Origin of the sequence: Enterobacter cloacae complex sp. 402C9 (genome assembly GCF_050030745.1) — a bacterium.
GTDB classification, from domain to species: Bacteria; Pseudomonadota; Gammaproteobacteria; order Enterobacterales; family Enterobacteriaceae; genus Enterobacter; species Enterobacter intestinihominis.
Genome location: NZ_JBLGUW010000001.1, coordinates 1,306,679 through 1,330,089, shown reverse-complemented (window position 1 = coordinate 1,330,089; position 23,411 = coordinate 1,306,679). Strand labels below are relative to the sequence as shown.

At 56.3% G+C, this 23,411-nt stretch carries 26 protein-coding genes; 14 read left to right on the top strand and 12 right to left on the bottom strand.

Annotated features, from left to right (window positions below):
* Nucleotides 1-228: 228 nt before the first annotated feature.
* On the top strand, nucleotides 229-639 hold the full coding sequence (gene rnk / locus ACQG1K_RS06310) for a nucleoside diphosphate kinase regulator (protein WP_022647414.1): 411 nt from the start codon (nucleotides 229-231) through the stop codon (nucleotides 637-639).
* Between the two features lie 139 nt (nucleotides 640-778).
* Here rnk and ACQG1K_RS06305 read toward each other — a convergent pair whose 3' ends face one another.
* Nucleotides 779-2,017, bottom strand: coding sequence for a zinc-dependent alcohol dehydrogenase (locus ACQG1K_RS06305; RefSeq protein ID WP_015571156.1), 1,239 nt, complete (start codon nucleotides 2,015-2,017; stop codon nucleotides 779-781).
* A 179-nt stretch (nucleotides 2,018-2,196) separates the two neighbouring features.
* Here ACQG1K_RS06305 and uspG point away from each other — a divergent pair, with 179 nt between their 5' ends.
* Nucleotides 2,197-2,625: a universal stress protein UspG gene (gene uspG, locus ACQG1K_RS06300; protein ID WP_022647413.1), complete on the top strand. Its 429-nt coding sequence runs from the start codon at nucleotides 2,197-2,199 to the stop codon at nucleotides 2,623-2,625.
* A 59-nt stretch (nucleotides 2,626-2,684) separates the two neighbouring features.
* Here uspG and ahpF read toward each other — a convergent pair whose 3' ends face one another.
* Both ahpF and ahpC read right to left on the bottom strand, forming a co-directional pair.
* On the bottom strand, nucleotides 2,685-4,250 hold the full coding sequence (gene ahpF / locus ACQG1K_RS06295) for an alkyl hydroperoxide reductase subunit F (protein WP_048965630.1): 1,566 nt from the start codon (nucleotides 4,248-4,250) through the stop codon (nucleotides 2,685-2,687).
* Nucleotides 4,251-4,437: 187 nt separating this feature from the next.
* The gene (gene ahpC, locus ACQG1K_RS06290; protein WP_014882974.1) at nucleotides 4,438-5,001 is read right to left on the bottom strand and encodes an alkyl hydroperoxide reductase subunit C; all 564 of its coding nucleotides are present in this window, start codon (nucleotides 4,999-5,001) and stop codon (nucleotides 4,438-4,440) included.
* Between the two features lie 621 nt (nucleotides 5,002-5,622).
* On the opposite strand from ahpC, the gene citR reads away from it, so the two are divergent.
* The 3 genes from citR to ACQG1K_RS06275 all read left to right on the top strand — a co-directional run bounded on the left by citR (nucleotide 5,623) and on the right by ACQG1K_RS06275 (nucleotide 8,506).
* Entirely contained in the window at nucleotides 5,623-6,543 is a 921-nt protein-coding gene (citR, locus tag ACQG1K_RS06285) for a DNA-binding transcriptional repressor CitR (RefSeq protein ID WP_426720899.1), read from the top strand.
* Between the two features lie 128 nt (nucleotides 6,544-6,671).
* Entirely contained in the window at nucleotides 6,672-7,895 is a 1,224-nt protein-coding gene (locus ACQG1K_RS06280) for a phosphoadenosine phosphosulfate reductase (RefSeq protein ID WP_032621657.1), read from the top strand.
* Nucleotides 7,880-8,506 carry an IbrB-like domain-containing protein gene (locus tag ACQG1K_RS06275; protein WP_032624678.1) on the top strand — a complete coding sequence of 209 codons (627 nt, stop codon included), beginning with the start codon at nucleotides 7,880-7,882 and terminating at the stop codon, nucleotides 8,504-8,506. Before ACQG1K_RS06280 ends, ACQG1K_RS06275 begins: the two co-directional genes overlap by 16 nt.
* On the opposite strand, the gene ACQG1K_RS06270 is transcribed toward ACQG1K_RS06275, so the two are convergent.
* Entirely contained in the window at nucleotides 8,507-9,667 is a 1,161-nt protein-coding gene (locus tag ACQG1K_RS06270; protein ID WP_022647408.1) for a pyridoxal phosphate-dependent aminotransferase, read from the bottom strand.
* Between the two features lie 122 nt (nucleotides 9,668-9,789).
* On the opposite strand from ACQG1K_RS06270, the gene ACQG1K_RS06265 reads away from it, so the two are divergent.
* From ACQG1K_RS06265 to ACQG1K_RS06255, 3 genes are read left to right on the top strand one after another with little or no spacing between them, the layout of a single operon-like run.
* A complete protein-coding gene (locus ACQG1K_RS06265; protein ID WP_022647407.1) occupies nucleotides 9,790-10,404 on the top strand; it encodes a methylthioribulose 1-phosphate dehydratase in 615 nt (204 codons plus the stop codon).
* On the top strand, nucleotides 10,401-11,090 hold the full coding sequence (gene mtnC, locus ACQG1K_RS06260) for an acireductone synthase (protein WP_022647406.1): 690 nt from the start codon (nucleotides 10,401-10,403) through the stop codon (nucleotides 11,088-11,090). Before ACQG1K_RS06265 ends, mtnC begins: the two co-directional genes overlap by 4 nt.
* Entirely contained in the window at nucleotides 11,087-11,629 is a 543-nt protein-coding gene (locus ACQG1K_RS06255) for a 1,2-dihydroxy-3-keto-5-methylthiopentene dioxygenase (RefSeq protein ID WP_058645960.1), read from the top strand. The genes mtnC and ACQG1K_RS06255 overlap by 4 nt, the downstream gene beginning before the upstream one ends.
* A 121-nt stretch (nucleotides 11,630-11,750) precedes the next feature.
* Here ACQG1K_RS06255 and ACQG1K_RS06250 read toward each other — a convergent pair whose 3' ends face one another.
* Nucleotides 11,751-11,975 (bottom strand): helix-turn-helix transcriptional regulator, encoded by a 225-nt coding sequence (locus ACQG1K_RS06250; protein ID WP_023299573.1) that lies wholly within the window; start codon nucleotides 11,973-11,975, stop codon nucleotides 11,751-11,753.
* Nucleotides 11,976-12,081: 106 nt separating this feature from the next.
* Between ACQG1K_RS06250 and ACQG1K_RS06245 the strand changes: the two genes are divergently transcribed.
* Nucleotides 12,082-12,354 carry a helix-turn-helix domain-containing protein gene (locus ACQG1K_RS06245; protein ID WP_046618920.1) on the top strand — a complete coding sequence of 91 codons (273 nt, stop codon included), beginning with the start codon at nucleotides 12,082-12,084 and terminating at the stop codon, nucleotides 12,352-12,354.
* Nucleotides 12,355-12,415: 61 nt separating this feature from the next.
* On the opposite strand, the gene ACQG1K_RS06240 is transcribed toward ACQG1K_RS06245, so the two are convergent.
* Together ACQG1K_RS06240 and mtnA are read right to left on the bottom strand one after the other, a co-directional pair.
* Complete coding sequence (locus tag ACQG1K_RS06240; protein WP_367075689.1) at nucleotides 12,416-12,886, bottom strand: SRPBCC family protein; 471 nt, start codon at nucleotides 12,884-12,886, stop codon at nucleotides 12,416-12,418.
* Between the two features lie 43 nt (nucleotides 12,887-12,929).
* A complete protein-coding gene (gene mtnA / locus ACQG1K_RS06235) occupies nucleotides 12,930-13,946 on the bottom strand; it encodes an S-methyl-5-thioribose-1-phosphate isomerase (protein WP_126292013.1) in 1,017 nt (338 codons plus the stop codon).
* A 102-nt stretch (nucleotides 13,947-14,048) separates the two neighbouring features.
* On the opposite strand from mtnA, the gene mtnK reads away from it, so the two are divergent.
* Nucleotides 14,049-15,248, top strand: coding sequence for an S-methyl-5-thioribose kinase (mtnK, locus tag ACQG1K_RS06230; RefSeq protein WP_367075691.1), 1,200 nt, complete (start codon nucleotides 14,049-14,051; stop codon nucleotides 15,246-15,248).
* Nucleotides 15,249-15,335: 87 nt separating this feature from the next.
* On the opposite strand, the gene ACQG1K_RS06225 is transcribed toward mtnK, so the two are convergent.
* The 4 genes from ACQG1K_RS06225 to ACQG1K_RS06210 form a co-directional block, all read right to left on the bottom strand.
* Nucleotides 15,336-16,577, bottom strand: coding sequence for an LVIVD repeat-containing protein (locus ACQG1K_RS06225; RefSeq protein WP_367075693.1), 1,242 nt, complete (start codon nucleotides 16,575-16,577; stop codon nucleotides 15,336-15,338).
* A gap of 83 nt (nucleotides 16,578-16,660) precedes the next feature.
* On the bottom strand, nucleotides 16,661-17,725 hold the full coding sequence (locus ACQG1K_RS06220) for a sugar ABC transporter substrate-binding protein (protein ID WP_023299568.1): 1,065 nt from the start codon (nucleotides 17,723-17,725) through the stop codon (nucleotides 16,661-16,663).
* Nucleotides 17,726-17,744: 19 nt separating this feature from the next.
* Nucleotides 17,745-18,740, bottom strand: coding sequence for an ABC transporter permease (locus tag ACQG1K_RS06215; RefSeq protein ID WP_367075695.1), 996 nt, complete (start codon nucleotides 18,738-18,740; stop codon nucleotides 17,745-17,747).
* Nucleotides 18,737-20,239: a sugar ABC transporter ATP-binding protein gene (locus ACQG1K_RS06210; protein WP_046618927.1), complete on the bottom strand. Its 1,503-nt coding sequence runs from the start codon at nucleotides 20,237-20,239 to the stop codon at nucleotides 18,737-18,739. Before ACQG1K_RS06210 ends, ACQG1K_RS06215 begins: the two co-directional genes overlap by 4 nt.
* A 159-nt stretch (nucleotides 20,240-20,398) precedes the next feature.
* Between ACQG1K_RS06210 and ACQG1K_RS06205 the strand changes: the two genes are divergently transcribed.
* The 4 genes from ACQG1K_RS06205 (at nucleotide 20,399) to ACQG1K_RS06190 (ending at nucleotide 23,153) form a co-directional block, all read left to right on the top strand.
* On the top strand, nucleotides 20,399-21,487 hold the full coding sequence (locus ACQG1K_RS06205) for an oxidoreductase (protein WP_063147002.1): 1,089 nt from the start codon (nucleotides 20,399-20,401) through the stop codon (nucleotides 21,485-21,487).
* Nucleotides 21,488-21,544: 57 nt separating this feature from the next.
* The gene (locus tag ACQG1K_RS06200) at nucleotides 21,545-22,288 is read left to right on the top strand and encodes an SDR family NAD(P)-dependent oxidoreductase (protein WP_038415642.1); all 744 of its coding nucleotides are present in this window, start codon (nucleotides 21,545-21,547) and stop codon (nucleotides 22,286-22,288) included.
* Between the two features lie 183 nt (nucleotides 22,289-22,471).
* Complete coding sequence (locus ACQG1K_RS06195; protein ID WP_032624689.1) at nucleotides 22,472-22,774, top strand: type II toxin-antitoxin system RelE family toxin; 303 nt, start codon at nucleotides 22,472-22,474, stop codon at nucleotides 22,772-22,774.
* Entirely contained in the window at nucleotides 22,749-23,153 is a 405-nt protein-coding gene (locus tag ACQG1K_RS06190) for a helix-turn-helix domain-containing protein (protein WP_038415640.1), read from the top strand. Before ACQG1K_RS06195 ends, ACQG1K_RS06190 begins: the two co-directional genes overlap by 26 nt.
* On the opposite strand, the gene ACQG1K_RS06185 is transcribed toward ACQG1K_RS06190, so the two are convergent.
* The gene (locus ACQG1K_RS06185) at nucleotides 23,150-23,347 is read right to left on the bottom strand and encodes a YbdD/YjiX family protein (RefSeq protein ID WP_006809671.1); all 198 of its coding nucleotides are present in this window, start codon (nucleotides 23,345-23,347) and stop codon (nucleotides 23,150-23,152) included. The two genes, ACQG1K_RS06190 and ACQG1K_RS06185, sit on opposite strands and share 4 nt — an antisense overlap.
* Between the last annotated feature and the right edge of the window lie 64 nt (nucleotides 23,348-23,411).

The following is a 23,411-nucleotide window of genomic DNA, read 5'->3' as shown; positions in this document are numbered from 1 at the left end:
TGCCCGGTTTAAGTTTTACCAGCGTAACGAAATTTCCGTTCAGCGTGAATCGGGATGGCGGGTTTATTGCCAAAAATTCATATGGCGCACGAATGTGACCTTCATCACTTCAAACTTAGGGTTTCAGACAGTATCATCAGATAAGTTAAACCCTCGCTGCCAGACGGCGAGGGTTTTCTTTTGGATTGGTTTCTGCGTTACACGCAGCATTAACGACATGGAGTAAAAATGTCCAGACCTACGATTATCATCAATGAACTCGACGCAGAACGTATTGACCGACTGTTGGAGAAACCAGAATTCGCCTCGCTGCCGGTAGCCGATGCGCTGAACGAAGAGCTAGACCGGGCGCAGATGTGTACGCCTGAGACCATGCCGCATGATGTGGTCACCATGAACAGCCAGGTGAAGTTCCGCAACCTGACCACCGGGGAGGAACTCACCCGTACGCTGGTCTATCCGGCGCAGATGACCGACAGCAGCATGCAGCTTTCGGTGCTGGCACCCGTGGGCGCGGCGCTGCTTGGACTGCGCACGGGCGATACTATCCACTGGGAACTCCCGGGCGGCGCCTCAGCCCATCTGGAAGTGCTTGAGCTGCTCTACCAGCCCGAAGCCGCTGGCGATTACCTGCGTTAATCCCTTCTGAACAAGCGACCCCGCTTTGCACAGAGGATGCACCTGCATCCTCTTTCCGCAAATTCACCCGATTGTGTTATATCGGACAAAAACCGCTTAATCCATGTTTACTCTGTCGTAGTGCCGTGGGGACGAAACCTCACACAACGCCGCCGGGGAAGGCATTCACCAGTCCCTTCACTTTCTGCTGCGCAGCCTCCGGGGTGTCTGCGCCAGGCACCAGGATCACCTTGCGGCACTCCTCCTCCCGTTTTTCGAAGATCTTATAGGCGCGCTCCGCATCAGCCAGCGGAAGATAGTGGGTCACAATATCTTCCGGTGTAAGCAACCCTTTTTCGATAAGCGGCAGCAGCTCTCCCAGCCAGGCGTGGACGTGCGTCTGCCCCATCTTAAAGCTCAGCCCTTTATCGAAGGCATCGCCAAACAGGAAGCCATGGATGAAACCGGCGTACACGCCCGGCACGCTGACCACGCCGCCGCGTCGCACCGCAGCAATGCACTGGCGCAGGGCTTTGCCGCTGCTGCCTTCAATTTTCAGGTTACTGAGGATCGTTTCCGTCGTGCTGCCTTTGGCCTCAAACCCGACGGCATCAATCACCGCATCCACCCCGCGCTGCCCGGCCGTTTGCTCAATGATTTTCTCCGCCGCGTCGTTATCGTCATCAAAGTTAATCGGGATCGCGCCGTAGCGCTCCTGGGCAAACCGCAGTCGATAGGGATGATGGTCAACCACAAAAATCTGCTCTGCGCCGAGAAGCCGCGCGCAGGCAATGGTCAGCAACCCCACCGGCCCGGCCCCGAATACGGCGACGCTGGAGCCTTTCTGGATCTGCGCATTTTTCGCCGCCTGCCAGGCGGTAGGCAGAATATCTGACAGGAAAAGCGCTTTGTCGTCTGACAGCAGCTGAGGCACTTTAAACGGCCCTACGTTGCCTTTCGGCACGCGCACATACTCCGCCTGTCCGCCCGGCACGCCGCCGTAAAGATGGCTGTAGCCAAACAGCGCGGCAGGGGCGGGAATTTGCTTTTTGTTCAGCGCCGCGCCCTGCCCGCGGTTCGTGTTTTCGCAGGCCGCGTACTGTTGCATCTGGCAAAAGAAACAGTCACCGCAGGCAATCACAAACGGGATCACCACCCGGTCACCTTTCTGCACGTTCTTCACTTCGCTCCCGCACTCCACCACCTCGCCCATAAATTCATGACCAAAGATATCGCCGTGCTGGACCTTGGGAATTTTTCCGCGATAAAGATGCAAATCAGAACCACAGATCGCCGTGGCCGTTACGCGCAGGATGATATCGTCAGGCTGTTCGATGCCCGGATCGGGGACATTATCGACCCGAACATGATGTGGACCGTGATAGGTGAGAGCTTTCATGCAACCTCCGAAAGGGTGTGGGTAAGCTTATAAAAGGGTAGCTACCTCTCGGGATATGCCCCGGAATCCGGCTGTTTTGAGATTTATCCTGGCGAGATAAAAGTGCTGTCGGGATTACAGAAACCATTTATATTTTGTGGTTGAATGATTGCAGCGTTTATAAACAAGGAGAAACGGGTATGTATCAAACAATCATTATGCCGGTTGATGTTTTCGAAATGGAACTGAGTGATAAGGCTGTACGTCACGCGGAATTTCTCGCGCAGCAGGACGGAGTTATTCATCTTCTGCATGTTTTACCGGGCTCTGCCAGCCTGAGCCTGCATCGTTTCGCTGCTGATGTGCGTCGTTTTGAAGAGCATTTACAGCATGAAGCCGAGACGCGCCTGCAAACCATGGTCGGGCACTTCAGCATCGATCCTTCCCGCATAAAAACCCACGTCCGGTTCGGTAGCGTGCGTGACGCCGTTAATGAACTGGCCGCGGAGCTGAACGCAGACGTGGTGGTGATTGGTTCGCGCAACCCGTCTATTACCACGCACCTGCTGGGGTCGAACGCCTCCAGCGTGATCCGCCACACCCACATTCCGGTGATGGTCGTCAGATAAAAAAAGAGGCCACCTTTTGGTGGCCTCTTGTATTGCAGGTGTCGTCTTGCTTTCTTTTATTATGCAGTTTTGGTGCGGATCAGGTAATCAAACGAGCTCAGCGACGCTTTCGCCCCTTCGCCAGTGGCGATGATGATCTGTTTGTACGGCACGGTGGTGCAGTCGCCCGCCGCAAATACGCCCTTCACGCTGGTTTCGCATTTCGCATCGATGATGATCTCGCCCATGCGGTTGCGCTCAATTGCGCCTTCCAGCCAGGTAGTGTTTGGCAGCAGGCCAATCTGAACGAAGATCCCCGCCAGCGCTACGCTGTGGATATCGCCACTCACGCGGTCACGGTATTCCAGACCGGTCACTTTGCTGCCGTCGCCTTTCACTTCTGTCGTCTGGGCATTGAGCACAATGTCGACGTTATTCAGGCTACGTACTTTATCCTGTAACACCTGGTCCGCTTTCATCTCAGGGGCGAACTCCAGCAGGGTAACGTGTTCAACAATCCCCGCCAGGTCGATAGCCGCTTCCACGCCGGAGTTACCGCCGCCGATCACCGCTACGCGTTTACCTTTGAACAGCGGGCCGTCACAGTGCGGGCAATAGGTCACGCCTTTGGTGCGATACTGATCTTCGCCCGGCACGTTCATGTTGCGCCATTTCGCGCCAGTGGCAATGATCACGCTGCGCGCCTTCAGCACCGCGCCGGACGCCGTTTCAATCTGGTGCAAACCACCCTCGACCGCGGCCGGAACCAGTTTGCTGGCGCTTTGGCTGTCAATGACATCCACGTCGTAGTCGCTGACGTGCGCTTTCAACGCCCCGGCCAGCTTCTGGCCTTCGGTTTTCGGCACGGAAATGTAGTTTTCAATGTCTACGGTATCCAGAACCTGACCACCGAAACGCTCGCCCATCAGACCGGTACGGATCCCTTTACGTGCGGAGTAAACCGCTGCCGCCGCGCCCGCCGGGCCGGAGCCAACAATCAGCACGTCGTACGCATCACGTTGGTTCAACTCTTCCGCCGCACGTTTTTCTGCGCCGGTATCCACTTTGGCGATGATTTCGGTCAGCGTCATACGCCCCTGGCCGAACTCCTGACCATTCAGGTAAACCGCCGGAACGCCCATCACGTTGCGCTCGGTGATTTCGTTCTGGAACGTACCGCCGTCAATCGCCGTGTGCTTAATGCGTGGGTTGAGCACTGACATCAGGTTCAGCGCCTGCACCACGTCCGGGCAGTTGTGGCAGGAGAGCGAGTAATAGGTTTCAAACTCAAAATCACCGTCGATATCGCGGATCTGCTCCAGCAGCGCCTGCGCTTCTTTTGACGGATGACCACCGGTCCACAGCAGCGCCAGCACCAGGGACGTAAATTCGTGCCCCAGCGGAGAACCCGCGAAACGCGGCCCCTGGTCAGACCCTGGGTTGGCGATCAGGAAAGAAGGCTTACGGACTGCCAGCGTGTTGTCTTCTTTGAAGGTCACTTTCGGCGACAGCTCAGCAATCTCTGTCAGCAGCGCTTTGATTTCTGCCGATTTCGCGCTGTCGTCCAGCGTGGCAATCAGCTCAACAGGTTTGGTCAGTTTCTCAAGGTAGGCCTTGAGCTGGGTTTTCATGTTAGTGTCGAGCATTATTCTTCCCTCTCTTAAAACGTCATCATGCAAGCCGCCTTATACGGGCTGCCTGAATGCAACTTGCATCATGGTGCTGGAATGAAATGGGCGCGGGTGCGCCCATTGATTGCCGGGTGGCACTTCGTTTACCCGGCCTACGATACTGTAGGCCTGTGCAAGCGTAGCGCCGCCAGGCTTTACAGACTTAGATCTTGCCGACCAGGTCCAGAGATGGCGCCAGCGTCGCTTCGCCTTCTTTCCATTTCGCCGGGCACACTTCGCCTGGGTGAGAAGCAACGTACTGAGCCGCCTTCACTTTGCGCAGCAGGTCAGATGCATCACGGCCGATACCTTCAGCGGTAACTTCGATAGCCTGGATAATGCCCTGCGGGTCAACAACGAAGGTCGCACGGTCAGCCAGGCCTTCATCTTCACGCATGTTGTCGAAGTTACGGGTCAGGGCGCCAGTCGGGTCGCCGATCATCGCGTATTTGATTTTCGCGATAGTTTCAGAGCTGCTGTGCCACGCTTTGTGGGTGAAGTGGGTATCGGTAGAAACAGAGTAAACGTCTACGCCCAGCTTTTGCAGTTCTTCGTAGTGGTCTGCAACGTCACCCAGTTCGGTCGGGCAAACGAAGGTGAAGTCAGCCGGATAGAAGAAGAACACGCTCCAGCGGCCTTCGGTATCTTTCTCAGTAACTTCGATGAACTCACCGTTTTTGAACGCCTGGTTTTTGAAAGGTTTAATTTTGGTGTTAATCAAGGACATCTGTACTTCCTCCGTGTTTTCGTTGAGGTGTAAGGTAACCAACTTTGTTCATCGGGGCTAATGCGTATGCTTTATCAAATCAATCAGCCAAACCTTACAACAGCAACAAGACAGCAAGGTGAACCTTTTACAGGAGAGCCTGAAAGTAAAAAGGCCGCCTCAACGGGCGGCCCTGATACCTGAATTCCCCGCAGGTACATTCAGTGCCAGCCGAAGCTGGCGTTGCGTTGCGCTCTACATACCTTGTATCAAGGCCGTAACAGCGGTTTGATTACAGCACCCCTGCGCGCAATGAGCAATGCATAAGAGGGATAGTCCTGCCTATGGCTGTGATAGGCAGATTCGAACAGGTCATTGAAACATTATAAATTTAATTTCATTATGGGTTTCACGCTATATATAAACGCCATTTGTCATTCAAATAATTCAATCACACTTTAAAGATAAAATTATCTTAATAACTCTTGAAGATATGTTTCAATAATCCAAAGCCGTGATATATTAAGATCACTTAAATTTTAAATTAAGCGAGTTATTCACACGGATTGTAAAGGGTAACTACACTCTGTCGTACTCCATGGTGTGATAACGACAGCAAACTCAACTCACTCAGGACGAAACATGGCAAACCTCTACGACCTAAAAAAATTCGATCTCAATCTGTTAGTTATCTTCGAATGCATTTACCAACATCTCAGTATCAGTAGGGCTGCCGAGACGCTTTATATCACACCATCCGCCGTCAGCCAGTCGCTGCAACGCCTGCGCGGTCAGCTTGATGACCCCCTGTTTATCCGTTCAGGGAAGGGAATTACGCCCACCACGGTAGGTACCAACTTGCATCATCATCTGGAAAAAAATCTCAATCAGCTTGAGCAGACGATCAACATGATGCATCACTCGGACATCAAGAAAAAGTTCGTTATCTATTGCACTCAAATGGTGTCTCCTGGTTCGATGCTGGAACCGTTGAAGCTTTTAATATCTGAGGAGAATTATGAGATAGAACAAAGAGATATGCTTATTTCCTCCGAATCAGCGGAAGATTTGTTGGCCTATCGTAAAGCCGATCTCATCTTCTCTATCGCACCTATCCACAATCGCTCTGTGGTCTGCACCCACTTCACTACGGTGCCGATAGCCTTAATCTGTAGAGCAGACCACCCAAGGCTCGCTGACACAGCCACAGTGGACGCGCTATACCAGGAGAAATTCACTTTTTACCAGAGTGCTCATCCGGGTGTAAAAGAGTTCCAGAGTCGGGCCAATGACGCTTTTCCGGAAAGAAATATTGCTTTTCGCACCGACTCCCTTAGCTCTCTCATCTCTATGGTCAGTTCATCTGATTTGTTAGGCTATATCCCCATGTCGATCTATGAAACATTTAAAGAATCTTTGAAATTAAAAAGGCTTGAGCCACCGTTTGCGCTGCCTGAATTAAAGATCTATATGCTCTACGGCCGTTCATCACTGAATAGCTCTGTTTTTTCAACATTCATTGAAAAAATGCATAAGCTCTGCGTTTCTCCGCCGTCTGCGTAAAATACATTTGCATGGTGAATATAATTAAAGCGAACCGAAAAAAATGACTCCGTGAAATTAAGGATAAATAATTCCATAATATCGTTTTGATTTTCCCAAGACATTTAACACGCAGGACGCGATTAATCATGTCGAACTATAAAATCCCTTTACAGGAAAATGTTTTAGACGCTTCTGCGGAACGCATACACTGGACGCTTAACAATTTCCCCAGGGTATGCGTTTCCTTTTCCGGTGGAAAAGATTCTACCGTGATGCTGCATCTTGTTGCCCAGAAAGCACGGCAATTAAAGCGAAAAATAGACGTCATCTTTCTGGACTGGGAAGCGCAATTCTCGTCGACCATTCAGCATGTTGACGCTATGAAAACGCTCTATCGGGATGTTATCCACCAGTTCTGGTGGGTAGCGCTTCCGCTCACGACCCAGAACGCCCTGTCACAGTTTCAACCTGAATGGCAGTGCTGGGAACCCGGAACAAACTGGGTTCGCCAGCCACCAGAAGATGCCATTACCGATTATCACTATTTCGATTTTTATCAGCAGGGAATGACGTTTGAAGCCTTCGTGCGCGAGTTTGCCGAATGGTATGCGCAAAGACGTCCTTCCGCAGTCATGGTGGGGATCCGCGCCGATGAATCTTACAACCGCTTTCTGGCTATCGCGTCGGCGCGTAAGCAGCGCTTTTCTGACGATAAACCCTGGACGACCGTCGCCCCGGGTGGGCACGCCTGGTATATCTACCCACTGTACGACTGGAAAACCGCCGACATCTGGACGTGGTTCGCGAAATCAAAATGTTGCTATAACCCGTTATACGACCTGATGTACAAGGCTGGGGTGCCGCCGCGTTATATGCGCATCTGCGAACCGTTTGGTCCGGAACAGCGTCAGGGCTTATGGCTCTATCATGTCATTGAACCCGAACGCTGGGCGGCTATGTGTGAACGCGCCTGCGGCGTGCGAAGTGGAGGTATTTATGCCGGGCACGATAACCATTTTTATGGCCACCGGAAGATCCTGAAACCTGACCATCTCGGCTGGCGCGAATACGCCATGCTGCTACTCGACAGCATGCCGCAAAATACGGCGGAACATTACCGAAATAAAATCGCAATTTATCTCCACTGGTATCAAAAGCGAGGCCTGGAGGATATTCCCGATACGCAGGAGGGTGACATTGGCGCAAAAGATATCCCTTCCTGGCGACGCATTTGCAAGGTTTTACTCAACAATGACTACTGGTGCCGGGCTCTCTCATTTAGTCCAAACAAACCTAAACACTATCAACGCTACAGCGAAAGAGTGAAAGCCAAACGCAAGGAATGGGGGATTTTATGCAGCAGCAAATAATCAGAGAAATGCAGACGTACCTGCAGGCCCTTTCTGAAGAAGAGAAAATCGGCGCTATTAATGCCTTTCGCCAGGCATTACACGAAATCAGCCCTTTTAATAATCAACCCGTCGACTGCGTATTGTGGATAAAACAGACTGACATCACCGCCAATGACTACAACCCAAATAATGTCGCTCCGGCGGAGAAGCGGTTGCTCAGCAAATCACTGGAGCTGGATGGATTCACACAACCTATCGTTGTGACGGAAAATGCGCCTGAGAGCTATGAAATTGTCGATGGATTCCATCGCCATGAGCTTGGCAGTCATCGGGCTATTCTGAAGCGTCAACTTAAAGGTTACCTCCCTGTTACCTGCCTGCGTAAAGCACGCCAGGAAAAGTTCGATCGCATGGCTACAACCATTCGTCACAACCGCGCGCGTGGACGCCACCAGATCAATGCCATGTCAGAAATCGTGCGAGAACTGGTGCTTATGGGCTGGAGTGAGCAGAAAATTGGCCTGGAGTTGGGTATGGACAGCGATGAAGTGCTGCGACTGAAGCAAATCAACGGTCTGCTGGAACTCTTCGCGGACCGTCGTTTTTCAGAAGCCTGGACGGTTGAATAGTCAGAGCGAATTTAAGCGCGCAGCCGCTGCCAGCAGCGTCGCCTCCTGCTTCGCAAAGCAAAGACGAATCAGTTTATGCGGGAAGGGATCGGCGCAGAACACCGACAGCGGAATGGCCGCCACGCCCACCTCTTTCGTCAGCCACTGGCAAAAACTGACATCATCCAGATCGGAAATCGCGCTGTAGTCCGCCAGCAGGAAGTAGGTGCCTTCGCATGGCAGGATCTCCAGCCGACTCTCGCTCAAGGCAGTCACAAACCGATCCCGCCGCGCACGGTAAAAAGCTGGCAGGTCCCGGTAATGTTCAGGTTCAGCGCGCAGCATATCCGCCAGCGCCAGCTGGGCGGGTGTGTTTACGGCAAACGTCAAATACTGGTGCACTTTACGCAGCTCAGCACTGATGGCGGCGGGCGCCACGCAGTACCCTACCTTCCAGCCGGTCATATGGTAGGTTTTCCCAAATGATGATACCGCGATTGCGCGCTCGCGAAGCTGCGGATGCGCCAGCACGCTGGCATGACCCTCTTCGGCAAAGCAGATGTGCTCATACACCTCGTCGCTCAGAACATAGATTTCACGTTCGGCGATGGCCTGCCACAGGGCGGCAAAATCGCTTTTCTGCCACACCGTCGCCGATGGGTTGTGTGGCGTATTCAGGATCACCAGCCGGGTTTTATCGCTCAGCAGCGCGGCAAACGCCTGCCAGTCCGGACGAAAATGCGGCGGCTGGAGCGCCACGCGTTTCACCACGCCACCGGCCAGTTCAATCGCCGGGGCGTAGCTATCGTAGCTCGGGTCAAAGCAAATCACCTCATCGCCCGTACGCACCAGGGCGGTTATCGCCGCATACAGCGCTTCGGTGGCCCCTGCGGTTACCGTGATATCGCTGTTCGCGTCAGGCTTATGGCCGTATAACTCCGCCGTTTTATCCGCAATGGCTTCACGCAACGCCTGCACGCCGGTCATCGGCGCATACTGGTTGGCTCCCTGCGCAACGTGGTACGCCAGACGCTCCTGCAAATATTTCGGCCCGTCAAAATCCGGGAAACCTTGTGAGAGGTTAATGGCGTTGTGCTGCTGCGCCAGGGCGCTCATCTGCGTAAAAATCGTCGTGCCGAGATTCGGAAGTTTACTCTGCGGGATCAACGGGTTATTGCTCATTGTAGTGTGCCTGCCTGTAATACTTATGTTGCTGACACTATAACACGATGTTAGTCTCTGGCAATCAAGACGCTTAGACGTCTAAATGATATAAATATTCCTGACCGAGAGGGTAAAAGGAAATGACAGACAACCTGCAACTCACACACCTGGTCGAGGCCTGCCGCTGGATTGGCGCTAAAGGCTGGGCGCCCGCTACCGGCGGCAATATGTCCGTGCGTCAGGATGAACATCTGTGCTGGCTGAGCGAATCCGGAAAAGACAAAGGCAGCCTGACCACCGCCGATTTTCTACAGGTTGAAATCGCCACCAACCGTGCGCCTTCTGGCCGTAAACCGTCGGCAGAGACCGGGCTGCATACCCTCATCTATCGCCTGTTCCCGGAGGCTAACGCCGTCCTGCACGTTCACACCGTCAATGCCACGGTGCTGTCGCGGCTGGTCAACGAGACCGAGCTGAAGATCTCCGGCTTCGAGATGCAAAAATCCCTTACCGGGCAGACCACGCATCGGGATACGGTGGCCATCCCGGTGTTTGATAATGACCAGGACATCGACGCCCTCGCCTCTCGCATCGCCCATTACGCGCAGGAACGCCCGCTTAATTATGGTTTTCTTCTGCGCGGTCATGGCTTAACCTGCTGGGGACGCGACGTGGCCGAAGCCCGCCGTCATCTGGAAGGTTTAGAATTCTTATTTGAATGCGAAATGCGTTTACGACAATGGGAGAGAGTATGATTCGCGCGATTGTGACGGATATTGAAGGGACCACCAGCGATATCCGTTTTGTCCATGATGTTTTGTTCCCTTACGCGCGTGAGCGGCTGGCGGCCTTTGTGACCGCGCAGCAGTACGCCGAGCCGGTCAAATCGATTCTGGACAACCTGCGCGATGAAATCAGCACTCCGCATGCCAGCGTCAGCGATCTCATCAACGTGCTGTTTACCTTTATGGATGAAGACCGCAAATCGACGGCGCTCAAAGCCCTGCAAGGCATCATCTGGCAGGACGGTTACGTCAACGGTGACTTTACCGGCCATCTCTACCCTGATGTACTGCCCGCGCTGGAAAAATGGAAGGCACAAGGGATTGATCTCTATGTTTATTCCTCTGGCTCCGTCGCCGCGCAGAAACTGTTATTTGGCTACAGCGACGAAGGTGATATTACTCATCTGTTCAGCGGCTATTTTGATACCCGCATCGGCGCCAAGCGTGAGGTGCAGTCTTATCAAAATATTGCGGCGCAAACGGGCATCGCCCCGTCGCAGATCCTGTTCCTGTCGGATATTCATCAGGAGCTGGACGCGGCTGAACAGGCGGGTTTTCGCACCCTGCAACTGATACGCGGTGAAGATGACGGCGCAAGCCATCACCATCAGATCCACCAGTTTGACGAGATTAACCCGGAGCAGATCCCTTCATGAGCGCATTGACCATTTATTCCGATAAAGACGCCAGTCATCACCTGTGGCACAGCACCGACGCCGCCGAGATTGCCCAACAGCTCAACGCCAAAGGCGTGCGGTTTGAACGCTGGGCGGCAGACCGTGATTTAGGGCAGGATCCCGCGCCTGAAGCCGTGATTGAGGCGTATCAGCATGCAATCGACAAGCTGGTGGCAGAGAAAGGTTATCAGAGCTGGGACGTGATTAGCCTTCGCGCCGACAATCCGCAGAAAGAGGCGCTGCGCGCGAAGTTTCTGAACGAGCACACCCACGGCGAAGACGAAGTGCGCTTTTTCGTGGAAGGGGCGGGACTATTCTGCCTGCACATCGGCGATGAGGTGTATCAGGTGCTGTGCGAGAAAAACGACCTGATTTCCGTACCTGCAGGCACGCCGCACTGGTTTGACATGGGTTCAGAGCCGAACTTTACCGCCATTCGTATTTTCGACAATCCGGAAGGCTGGGTTGCCCAGTTTACGGGCGATGCAATCGCGGATGCGTATCCAAGGCTGGCATGATCTTTTCTCCCTACCCCGCAAAGTAATGCGAGCACCGTGCTATCCCCTCGCCCCTCTGGGGAGAGGGTTAGGGTGAGGGGAACATACGGCTCAGGGGGTCAGTTCCATACTCAGGCATTAATTAAATACTGGCGATAATCCTCTGCACATCTGCGCCAACCAGCCTCGCCAGATGCACAAACTCCACCACGTCCAACCTACGCTCACCGTTTTCCACTTTAGCAATAAACGATTGTGGTTTTCCCAGTGCCTCCGCAAGCTGCGCCTGAGTCATCCCCTTCTCTTTACGCGCTTTCTTCAACGCATTGATAACACGCTGGTATTCATCCGAGTAAACTGAAGCCATTGTTCCGATTCCATACAAATATCCTGAAATCGAATATCCTCCCGTTGCCTTCTTATCCCAAAACAGGATAATTGAGCACGTAACGAACACATGTAAGGAGGACACAATGCAACATCAGAACTGGCACCCGGCCGATATTATCGCTGCACTAAAGAAACATGGAACAAGCCTGGCTGCGTTGTCCAGAAAGGCTGGCCTTTCCTCATCCACACTGGCAAACGCACTTACCCGACCATGGCCCAAAGGTGAACTGCTTACCGCTCAGGCGCCAGACATTCCACCCGATGTGATATGGCCGGAAAGATACTTTGATGAAAAGGGAGAGCGAGTATTTCGTCAGATGAGGAATACCAAAAAGAGAAATCTGTCTTCAACATAATCAATGAATTCTCCCCCCTAACCCCAGCCCTCTCCCTCAAGGGAGAGGGGGTCTAAGGGCACTACCGTTTTAGCCCTTTCACATACCCCACCAGCTGATCCAACACCACGCCCCACCCCTCGTGGAAGCCCATCTGTTCATGCTGCTCGCGGATCTCCTTCGTTGGGTGACGCGCAATCGCCGTGTAGCGGGTTTTGCCCTCCCCCACATCTTCCAGCAGCAGGATCGCCGTCATAAACGGCGTTTCAGCCGGCTTCCAGCCCTCAGTATAGCCATCGGTAAAGACCAGCTTGTTCCCCGGATCGATTTCAAGAAATACGCCCCGGTTATCCATCCGCTGCCCGTCCACCTCAAACACGGTATTGAACCGCCCACCCACGCGCAGATCGAAGTCGCATTCAGTCACCTTATGGGGAGCAGGAATGAAGAAGTTTTTGATGTGCTCCGGTGTGGTCCAGCAGAGCCACAGCAGGTCGCGCGGTGCGTCCACCACGCGTTCCAGTTTTAAGTCTGTTTCAGGATCGAGCGTCACGATAACGTCCTCTAAAGGGAACCCCTTACAAGGATAGTCCCACTCAGGCGAATTTCCCTTTCGCTACCTCTTCAGGGGTGACCACGCCCGTATCCAGCACCCAGCCGCTAATCAGCGAGGCGGGGGTAACGTCAAACGCCGGGTTATAGACCTGCGCCTCTTGCGGCGCCCACTGCACCGCGCCAAAGCTTCCCGCCACGCCCGTCACTTCGCTGGCCGCGCGCTGCTCAATCGGGATCGCGTCACCGTTCGGGCAGTCCCGGTCGAGGGTCGTTTGCGGGGCGGCGACGTAGAACGGAATACCGTGGAACTTCGCCAGCACCGCCAGGGAATAGGTGCCGATTTTGTTCGCCACGTCGCCGTTGGCGGCAATGCGGTCTGCCCCCACCCACACGGCATCCACCTGCCCTTTTGCCATCAGGCTGGCGGCCATGGAGTCTGTAATCAACTGATACGGCACGCCCAGCTCGCCCAGCTCCCATGCGGTCAGCCTGCCGCCCTGCAACAGCGGACGGGTTTCATCCACCCAGACGTTGCTGACGTTGCCTGCCTGATGCGCGCGGGCAATCACCCCCAGCGCCGTCCCGACGCCCGCCGTTGCCAGCCCGCCGGTATTGCAGTGGGTCAGCAGGCGGCTGCCGGGCTTCACCAGCGCGCTACCCGCTTTCGCAATCGCGTCGCAAAGCCGTTTGTCTTCATTAATCAGGCGCAGCGCTTCAGCCACCAGCGCCGGAACGAACGCTTCCTGCCACAGCGCAATCTTCATGCGGTCGAGATTGTTCATCAGGTTCACCGCCGTCGGGCGGGAGGCACGCAGGGTCTCCAGCGCCGCCGCCAGCTCGTCGCGGCTTTTACCGCTTTCCGCTAACAGCGCCAGCAGCAGGCTTGCAGAGAGACCAATTAACGGCGCGCCACGCACCCGCAGAGCGTGGATATGCCCAACCAGCGCCTCCACCGTCGAGGCATCCAGCCAGCGTTTCTCCTGCGGAAGCGCCTGCTGGTCGAGAATAAAGAGCTGATTATTCGCCACCCGCAGGCTGGTCGTCTGTAATGTCTGCATGTCGTTAATTCCCTGTTGCGTTGTTGTAGCACATTGTGTCAGGATGAAATCCAGATGTATAGACGTCTACATGTCTTAATTAGCAAAACTGAGGAGCAGGCCATGTCGCAATACCGTACCTTTACCGCTCAGGACGCCGTGGAGTATGCCAGGCAGTTTGGCGGACTTGACGATCCGTCATCGCTGGTGGAGGCGCAGGAAATCGGCGACGGCAACCTCAACCTGGTCTTTAAAATATTCGATAGCGCGGGGGTGAGCCGCATCGTCGTTAAGCAGGCGCTGCCCTATGTGCGCTGCGTCGGCGAGTCCTGGCCGCTGACGCTGGATCGCGCTCGCCTGGAGGCGCAAACCCTGGTCGAGCATTACAAGCACAGCCCTGAGCACACGGTGAAAATCCACCACTTTGACCCGAAACTGGCGGTGATGGTGATGGAAGATCTCTCCAGCCATCGCATCTGGCGCGGCGAGCTGATTAACAACATTTACTACCCGCAGGCGGCGCGGCAGCTGGGTGAATATCTGGCTCACACCCTGTTCCACACCAGCGATTTTTATCTGCATCCGCACGAGAAAAAAGCGCAGGTGGCAAAATTCATCAACCCGGAGATGTGCGAGATCACCGAAGATCTGTTCTTCAACGATCCGTACCAGATCCACGCGCGCAATAGCTACCCGGCCGATCTGGAGAACGATGTTGCCGCCCTGCGCGACGACGCCCAGCTTAAAATCGCCGTGGCCTCCCTGAAGCACCGCTTCTTTTCGCATGCCGAAGCCCTGCTGCACGGGGACATTCACAGCGGCTCAATTTTTGTGGCCGACAGCAGCCTGAAGGCCATCGACGCCGAGTTCGGCTACTTTGGCCCGATTGGCTTTGACGTTGGCACTGCCATCGGCAACCTGCTGCTGAACTTCTGCGGCCTGCCGGGGCATCTGGGCATTCGCGATGCCGCCGCCGCGCGCGAGCAGCGCCTGACCGATATTCAGGAACTGTGGAACACCTTCGCGGAGCGCTTCCAGGCGCTGGCGAATGAGAAAACGCGCGACGCCGCGCTGAGCGCGCCGGGCTATGCCTCTGCGTTCCTGAAAAAGGTCTGGCACGATGCCATCGGATTCTGCGGCACCGAGCTGATTCGCCGCAGCGTCGGGCTTTCCCATGTGGCGGATATCGACACCATTCAGGATGAAGCGATGCGTCACGAATGCCTGCGCCACGCGATATCCCTCGGCAAGGCGCTGATTGTGATTGCTGACCGCATCGACAGCGCGGAAGAGCTGGTAGCGCGGGTGCGGCAGTACAGTTGAGAACGTTTGCCCGGTGGCGCTGCGCTTACCGGGCCTACGGGTGCAAAATGTAGGCCCGGTAAGGCGAAGCCGCCACCCGGCAAAAACTCACCCCAGATACTCAATCACCGTCATCCCGCCGTTATAATCCGTGCTGTAAATAATCCCCTGCGCATCCACAAACACGTCGCACGACTGGATCACCTGCGGGCGATTGGGCCGCGTATCCATCATCTTTTCCGGCGCCGCGGGCACCAGCGCCCCCGTTTCCACCGGGCGATACGGATTGGAAATGTCATACGCGCGCACGCCCGCGTTCTGGTACGTCGCGAAGATCAGCGTTGAGCTGACAAAGCTCCCCGGCCGGTTCTCGTGCAGGTTGTGCGGGCCGAAATGCGCCCCTTTCGCCACGTAGTCGGTTTCATCCGGCTGCGGGAAGGTAGAAATGCTCACCGGGTTCGACGGCTCGCGGATATCAAACAGCCAGATCAGCTTCTCGCCGTCCTGCTGGTTATCCAGCACCGCCTCGTCCAGCACCACCAGCAGGTCGCGATCCGGCAGCGGAAGCGCGGTGTGCGTCCCGCCCCCAAACGGCGGGCTCCAGTTACGATGGCTAATGAGCTTAGGCCGGGTGCGGTCCTTCACGTCCAGCAGCGTCAGGCCACCGTCGCGCCAGCTGCCGTACGCGGTATCGCCTGCAATAATCGCATGGTGCAGAGCGTAGCGTTTGCCTTCCGGCCAGTTCGGCTGTTCGCCTTCGGCCTGATTCATCCCCGGCAGCCACCAGCGTCCCGCCACTTCAGGCTTGCGCGGGTCCGCCAGATCGATGGTCAGAAAGATGTAGTCGGTAAAGCCGTCAATCAGCGCTGAGACATACGCCCAGCGGCCACCGACGTACCAGATGCGGTGAATGCCGATGCCGCTCAGCGATAAAAAGCCTATCTCGCGTGGCCTGTCCGGTGTGGAGATATCAAAGACGCGAAGCCCGGCGCTCCAGCCTTTATCCTGCACATCGCTGACGATCTCCCCCACCTGGCGGGTGTAGTAGACCTTCTCGTCGGCAAAACGCGCATCGGCAAACAGATCCCGGGCGTTGATCACCAGCAGCAGGTCGTCATGCGCCTGGAGATGCACATTCCAGGTACCCGGCGGCGCAGGCACGTATCCTGCGGCTTTTGGTTTTTTCGGGTCGCGCACATCCACTATCGAAAAGCCCTGCGACACCATATGGCCGATATAGGCGAAACCGCGGTGCACCATCAGCTGCACGCCGTCCGGGCGACCGCCCTGATCGCTATGGCCAATCAGCCGCATATTGCGGCTGTATTCGGGTTGAGGTAATGCAGACATGTATAAGTCCTTTCGCCGGATGGCGGCTGCGCCTTATCCGGCCTACAACACCGTAGGCCCGGTAAGCAAAGCGCCACCGGCCATTATTTTGACCTGGCTTCCAGCGTCGCAAACCACGGCGCAACAAAATCTTCCGTCTGGCCCCAGCCCGGAATGATTTTCCCCAGAGACGCCACGTTCACCGCGCCCGGCTGGGCGGTCAGCAGCGCCTGCGGAATGGCCGCCGCCTTGAAATCGTAAGTGGCAGGCGTCGCTTCTCCGGCAATCTTATTGGCAATCAGGCGTACGTTGGTCGCGCCAATCAGCTTCGGATCCACCGCCACGCTCACTGCCCATGGGCTACCCGGCTCGCGCATCAGCTGTAAATCCTGGTTGGAGATGTCGATGCTGTAGAGTTTGATCTCGGTTCGGCCGTTCTCTTTCAGCGCCTTATACGCGCCCTGGCTGAAGGCATCCCAGGTACCCCAGATGGCATCGATTTTACCTTTCGGGTATTTCGCGAGGATTGCGCCCACCTTGTTGGCAGTGTCGCCCTGCACGTCAGAGGAGACCGCGCCGATGGACTCCAGCTCTTTAATCTCCGGGTACTGCTTTTGCAGTTCTTTGTAGGCCGCCTGACGGCGCTCCATCGGCGGGAAGCCCGCGACCCATAGCTTGACGATATTGGCCTTGCCGTTGAAATCTTTCGCCAGCTGGCCGAAAGAGAGGTTGGTCAGGGAGGCATCGTCCTGCTGGGTAACGGTTACGCCCGGGATCTCGCCGTTCACAGCGGTATCAAACACCGAAACTTTGATCCCGGCATCCACCGCCTTCTTCACCAGCGCGGTGGAGTACGGATCGCGCCCCTGAGAGAGAATAATCCCGTCGTATTTCTGGCTGATGGCCTGGTTAACGAAATCCTGGAATTTGGCGTCGTCCCCGTTACTTAAAAAGGTGCTGACCTTAAAGCCGAGCTTTTTCCCTTCCTGAATCGCCCCGGCAACAAACTGCGTGGTGTTGTCGTCCGAGCCCAGGTTGCGGATCACCGCGATGCGGATCGGGCCGTCATGGCTGGCAATGGCGGTCGGAACCGGCGCGGGGGTAGCCGCCAGGCCCGGCAGAGAAGTGAGTAACCCAAGAGCTACCAAAGAGAGCGCAATCTTTTTCATTTATTATCCCGTTGTGTTGTCAGCGTTTTTGTATGTAGGTAATCGCCAGCGCTACCGCGAGCACCAGCCCTTTTATAATGTCCATGGCGTAATACGGCACGGAGAGCATCACCAGCCCGTTCGACAGCACGCCGAGGATCACCGCCCCCACCAGCGTACCCAGCGCGTTCGGCTTGCCGGATCCGGCCAGCGAGAAGCCGATCCACGCCGCCGCCACCGCGTCCATCAGGTAGCCGCCGCCCGCATTCACCTGTGACGATCCAATACGCGAGGCCAGCAGAATGCCGCCCAGCCCCGCCAGCAGAGAGGCAATCACGTAGGCCGCCACCTTGTAGCGGGTGGTGCGAATGCCGGAGAGGCGCGCGGCTTCGGGGTTGCCGCCAATGGCGTACATCCGGCGTCCATGAGTGGTCAGCGACAGGCCCAGCTGTGCCAGCATCGTCACCACCAGCATGACGATCACAATGGTCGGCACCTGCCCGAGCAGGCCAAACGCCGCCGGAATGGTCCCTTCCGCCATGTCGCCGCTCGGCAGTACCATGTTCTCGGTAATCGACCCGCCGTAGCTGTAGGTCATCGCCACACCCTGAATGACAAACAGGCTGGCAAGGGTCGCGAGCATGTCCGGAATGCGCAGGATGACGATCAGAAAGGCGTTAAACAGGCCGACCAGCGTACAGAGCGCGAGGGTCAGCAGAATCGACTCGGTGGTGCCGAAGCCGTGCCAGATGAAAAGCGAAATCACCAGCGCGTTCGCCAGCGACGCGGTAGATCCTACGGAGAGGTCGAACCCGCCGACGGTCAGCGAAATAGAGACGCCAACGGCAATCACCGTCACGATGGCAATCGAGCGCAGAATGTTGATGATATTGTTCGGGTCGAGGAAGCTGTCCGACGCCAGGCCAAACACCGCCACCAGCGCGACGACGGTCAGCAGCATGCCCCACTTATAAAGAAAATCGAAAATCTGCTGACGGCCAGACGCCGCCGTGGTCACTGAAAGGGCCTTGCTCACGACGCCGTTCCTCCGGTTGAATAATAAAGTAGTGTTTCTTCCCGGGCCTCTGCCCCGGCGATTTCCGCCACGATGCGACCGTCCCACAGCACGCAGATGCGGTCGCACAGACCGACCAGCTCGGCAAATTCACCCGAGGCGTAAATCACCCCTTTACCCTCGCGCGCCAGGCCGTCGATCAGCTGAAACAGATCGGTTTTGGCCTTCACGTCCACGCCTTTGGTCGGCTCGTCGAATATCAGCACGCTGGCGTCATTGCGCAGCCATTTCCCGATGGCGACCTTCTGCTGGTTACCGCCGGAAAGCCGACGCAGCACCTGCCCCGGCCCGCGCGTGCGCACGCCGACGCGGGCAATCACCTCTTCCGCCCAGCGCCACGCCTGACGATGACCAAACAGGCTCCAGCGCGAGAAGCTGTTATCGGCACACACGGCAAGGTTCATGCTCACCGGCTCGTCGATAAAAATGCCCTCTTTGCGCCGCTCCTCCGGCACCAGCGCCAGACCGCGTAGCACCGAGTCTGCCGGATCGCGCGGTTTCCAGGCCTGATGGTTCAGCTCGCCGCGCGCCACGCGGCTTTTGCTGGCGCCAAACAGCGCCTTGCAGAGTTCCGTTTTCCCCGCCCCCGCCAGCCCGGCAATGCCGAGGATTTCACCTTTGCGCAGATGCAGGGAGATATCTTTCAGCAGCGCGTCGTCGTGCAGGCCTTCCACCCGCAGCAGCATCTCTTCACCGTGCGGCGGTCGCGGGGGCGGATAGATATCGCTCAGCTCGTGGCCGAGCATCTTCTCGACGATCTCCTCTCCGCTCAGATCCGCCATCGGGCCGGACTCAATCAGCCTGCCGTCGCGCAGCACCGTCAGGGTGTCGCAGATGGCCTTCAGCTCGTGAATGCGGTGAGAAATAAACACCACGCCAATGCCCTGCTGTTGCAGACGTCTTACTACCGCAAACAGACGCTCGCTTTCGTGCGCGTCCAGCGGCGCGGTGGGCTCATCAAGAATGAGAAAACGGCAGTGGTGCGAGAGCGCCCGCGCCAGCAAAATCTGCTGCTTTTCAGCCAGCGTGCAGCTGTCGATGGAACGGCGAACGTCCAGCGAAACATCCAGCTGCGCCAGCGCCTGCCGCGCCTGCTGACGAATCGCGCGCCAGCTGTAGCGGTGTCCCGGCTGCGCCAGCTGGTCGAGCATAATGTTCTCCGCAATGCTCAGCCCGGGGATCAGCGCCACGTCCACCTCCTGCTGCACAAGGTGGATACCCAGCCGTTTGGCGTCCAGCGGCTCGCGGATGCTTACCGGCTGGTTGTTAATGCAGATTTCGCCTTCATAACGATCGTGCGTCCCACACAGCACCGCCATCAGCGTCGATTTTCCCGCGCCGTTGGCGCCGGTCAGCGCATGCACCGACCCGCCATTCAGGGTGAAATCCACGCGCGACAGGGCCTGAAAGCCGGAAAAGGCCAGGCTGATACCGCGCATCTCAAGGCGACTGGAAACCATCCGCGTAAATCCTTCATTACTCTTCTGATTTAGCGAATTTTTCACAGCTCCGGTTGACTGACAACGACGGAAAAGGCATAAGATAAAGCGAAATATTATTAGCCATCCGGATGTCCAGACATAACATCGGGTTAGCGCTTGCTAAAAAAGGACAACTTCATGAGCAACACCGATATCCGCGTCGTGCCCGGCCCGGCGAACTACTTCTCTCATCCGGGAAGCCTTGCGCACCTGGATGATTTCTTTACTCCGGAACAGCTTTCCCGCGCGGTGTGGATCTACGGCGAGCGGGCTATCGAGGGCGCACGCCCTTATCTGCCGCAGAGTTTTAACGCGACGGGGGCAAAACATCTGCTGTTTAAGGGCCATTGCAGCGAGCGTGACGTCACTCATCTGGTGAACGCGTCGGGTGGTGAAGCCAGCGTGGTGATTGGCGTGGGCGGCGGTGCGGTAATGGATACCGTCAAGGCCGTGGCGCGTCGTCTGGGCGTGCCGTTCGTGGGCATTCCCACCATCGCCGCCACCTGCGCGGCGTGGACCCCGCTCTCCGTGTGGTACAACGATGCAGGGCAGGCGCTACAGTTTGAGATTTTTGACGACGCCAACTATCTGGTGCTGGTGGAGCCGCAAATCATCCTTAACGCCCCGGCGGAATACCTGTTGGCAGGCATCGGCGATACGCTGGCGAAGTGGTACGAAGCGGCGGTACTCGCCCCTGAACCGGAAAACCTGCCGCTGACCGTGCGTCTTGGCCTGAACGGTGCGCTGGCGATCCGCGACGTGCTGCTGGAGCGCAGCGAAGAGGCGCTGGCCGACCAGCAGCGCGGCGACCAGACGCAGGCGTTTCGGGACGTGGTGGACGCCGTTATCGCCGGTGGCGGTATGGTCGGCGGTCTGGGCGAACGCTATACCCGCGTGGCGGCGGCACATGCGGTGCACAACGGCTTAACCGTGCTGCCGCAGACGGAAAAATACCTCCACGGCACCAAGGTGGCCTACGGCATTCTGGTGCAGAGCGCCCTGCTCGGTCAGGAGGACGTGCTGACGCAGCTGGTGGCGGCATACCAGCGTTTTAACCTGCCGACCACGCTTCGCGCGCTGGAGGTCGATATCCATAACCGCGACGAGCTGGACAAGGTCATTGCTCACACCCTGCGCCCGGTGGAGTCGATTCACTTTTTACCGATTACGTTAAGCCCTGACGTTCTGCGCGCCGCGTTTGAGAAGGTGGAATCCTTCAGCCGTTAATCGCGCCGACGGGCTATACCTAATGATGATTCTCTCCACTCTTGCAACGAGGTCATCATGCAGATCGATTTAACAGGTAAAAAGGCGCTGGTCACCGGCGCCAGTCGTGGGCTGGGTCGGGCAATTGCGCTGTCGCTGGCACGCGCCGGTGCCGATGTGGTTATCACCTACGAAAAATCCGTCGATAAAGCCCAGCAGGTCGTCGATGAAATCAACGCGCTGGGGCGACACGGCGAGGCGATTCAGGCCGACAGCGCCAGCGCGCAGGCGATTCAGGATGCGGTCACGCAGGCGGCGCGCTCCCTCGGCGGGCTGGATATTCTGGTCAATAACGCCGGGATTGCACGCGGCGGCCCGCTGGAGTCCATGACCCTGGCGGACATCGACGCTCTGATCAACGTCAATATCCGCGGCGTGGTGATCGCCATTCAGGAAGCGCTGGTGCATATGTCTGACGGCGGACGCATCATCAACATCGGCAGCTGTCTGGCGAACCGCGTGGCGCAGCCGGGGATCGCCGTCTACTCGATGACCAAATCGGCCCTAAACTCCCTTACCCGGGGTCTGGCCCGCGATTTAGGCCCGCGCGGCATTACCGTCAACCTGGTTCATCCCGGCCCGACCAACAGCGATATGAACCCGGAAGACGGCGAGCAGGCGGAAGCCCAGCGCCGGATGATCGCGCTTGGTCATTACGGCCAGCCGGAGGATATCGCAGCGGCGGTCACCTTCCTCGCCAGCCCGGCTGCGGGGCAAATTTCCGGCGCCGGTCTGGATGTCGACGGCGGTCTGAACGCCTGATCGCAAATTTACTGTATGCCTCTGTCGCCCGGCAGAGGCCTGTTCGAGTCGCCTCGACGATTCGCGTTTTGCCGCTTTCTCGCGGTTTTTCTCCGCTCTACAGTACCCCATAAGAAATTCGGAATTTATCTAATAGTCTTATTATTTCCTTATGTTTTGTGTGGGCGTACAGTGGAGGTACGGATGAAGATCGTGTGGTCAAAAACAGCAGAGAAGCAATTTTCTAAAATCGATACGCGATATCAGAACCGCATTAAATTCAGGCTGGAGAAGATGGATGATAAAACATCACCTGTCGCGGATATCAAGAAATTATCTTCTCCCGAAAACCACTACAGGTTGCGATTAGGTGATTACAGGGTCATTTACACCTTCGGGGATCCGCCGGGTGATATCTGCTACGTAGTGGCGGTAAAACGCCGGACAACCACCACCTACCTTCATGAGGAGCATACGGAATATGACTGTTCAGTTCATCAAGGATGAAGAAGGAAAAAAACAGTATGTTGTCATTCCCTACGATGAATATTTTCGCATGCGTTTAGCCATGCTTGAGTATGATGACGATGATGAAAACGACTGGGAAGACATCCCTTACGAATCAGATATCTACGATAACGTAGGTTTACCGGGTGAAGTGTGCGACATCATGCATAGCGAGAACGTCAGCCTGCAGGCCGCGTGGCGTATCCTGCGCGGGCTATCCCAGCAGGAGGTGGCGGAAAAACTCGGCATCAGCCAGTCCGCTGTATCACAGCTGGAAGCGCTGGACTCCCGTCCGCAAAAGCGCACACGCGAAAAGCTGGCGGCAATTTATGGCTGCAAGCAGGAGCAAATCAGCCTCTATTTACCGAAAGAGGGTTAACAGCACTTCGCCCCGCCCTTACCGCCATAACGGGCGTCCTGGCGGTCGCGGAAAAATTCTTCGTAGGTCATTGGCGTCTGATCCGGGTGGTTGACGCGCATATGCTCGACGTAGTTGTCGTAATCCGGCACGCCAATCATCATTTTAGCGGCCTGGCCCAGGTATTTACCTGCTTTGGAAAGGGTGTCGAACATAATCAGTTTCTCGTTTGTTTCCCTCACCCCGGCCCTCTCCCGGAGGGAGAGGGAGGATAAGAAA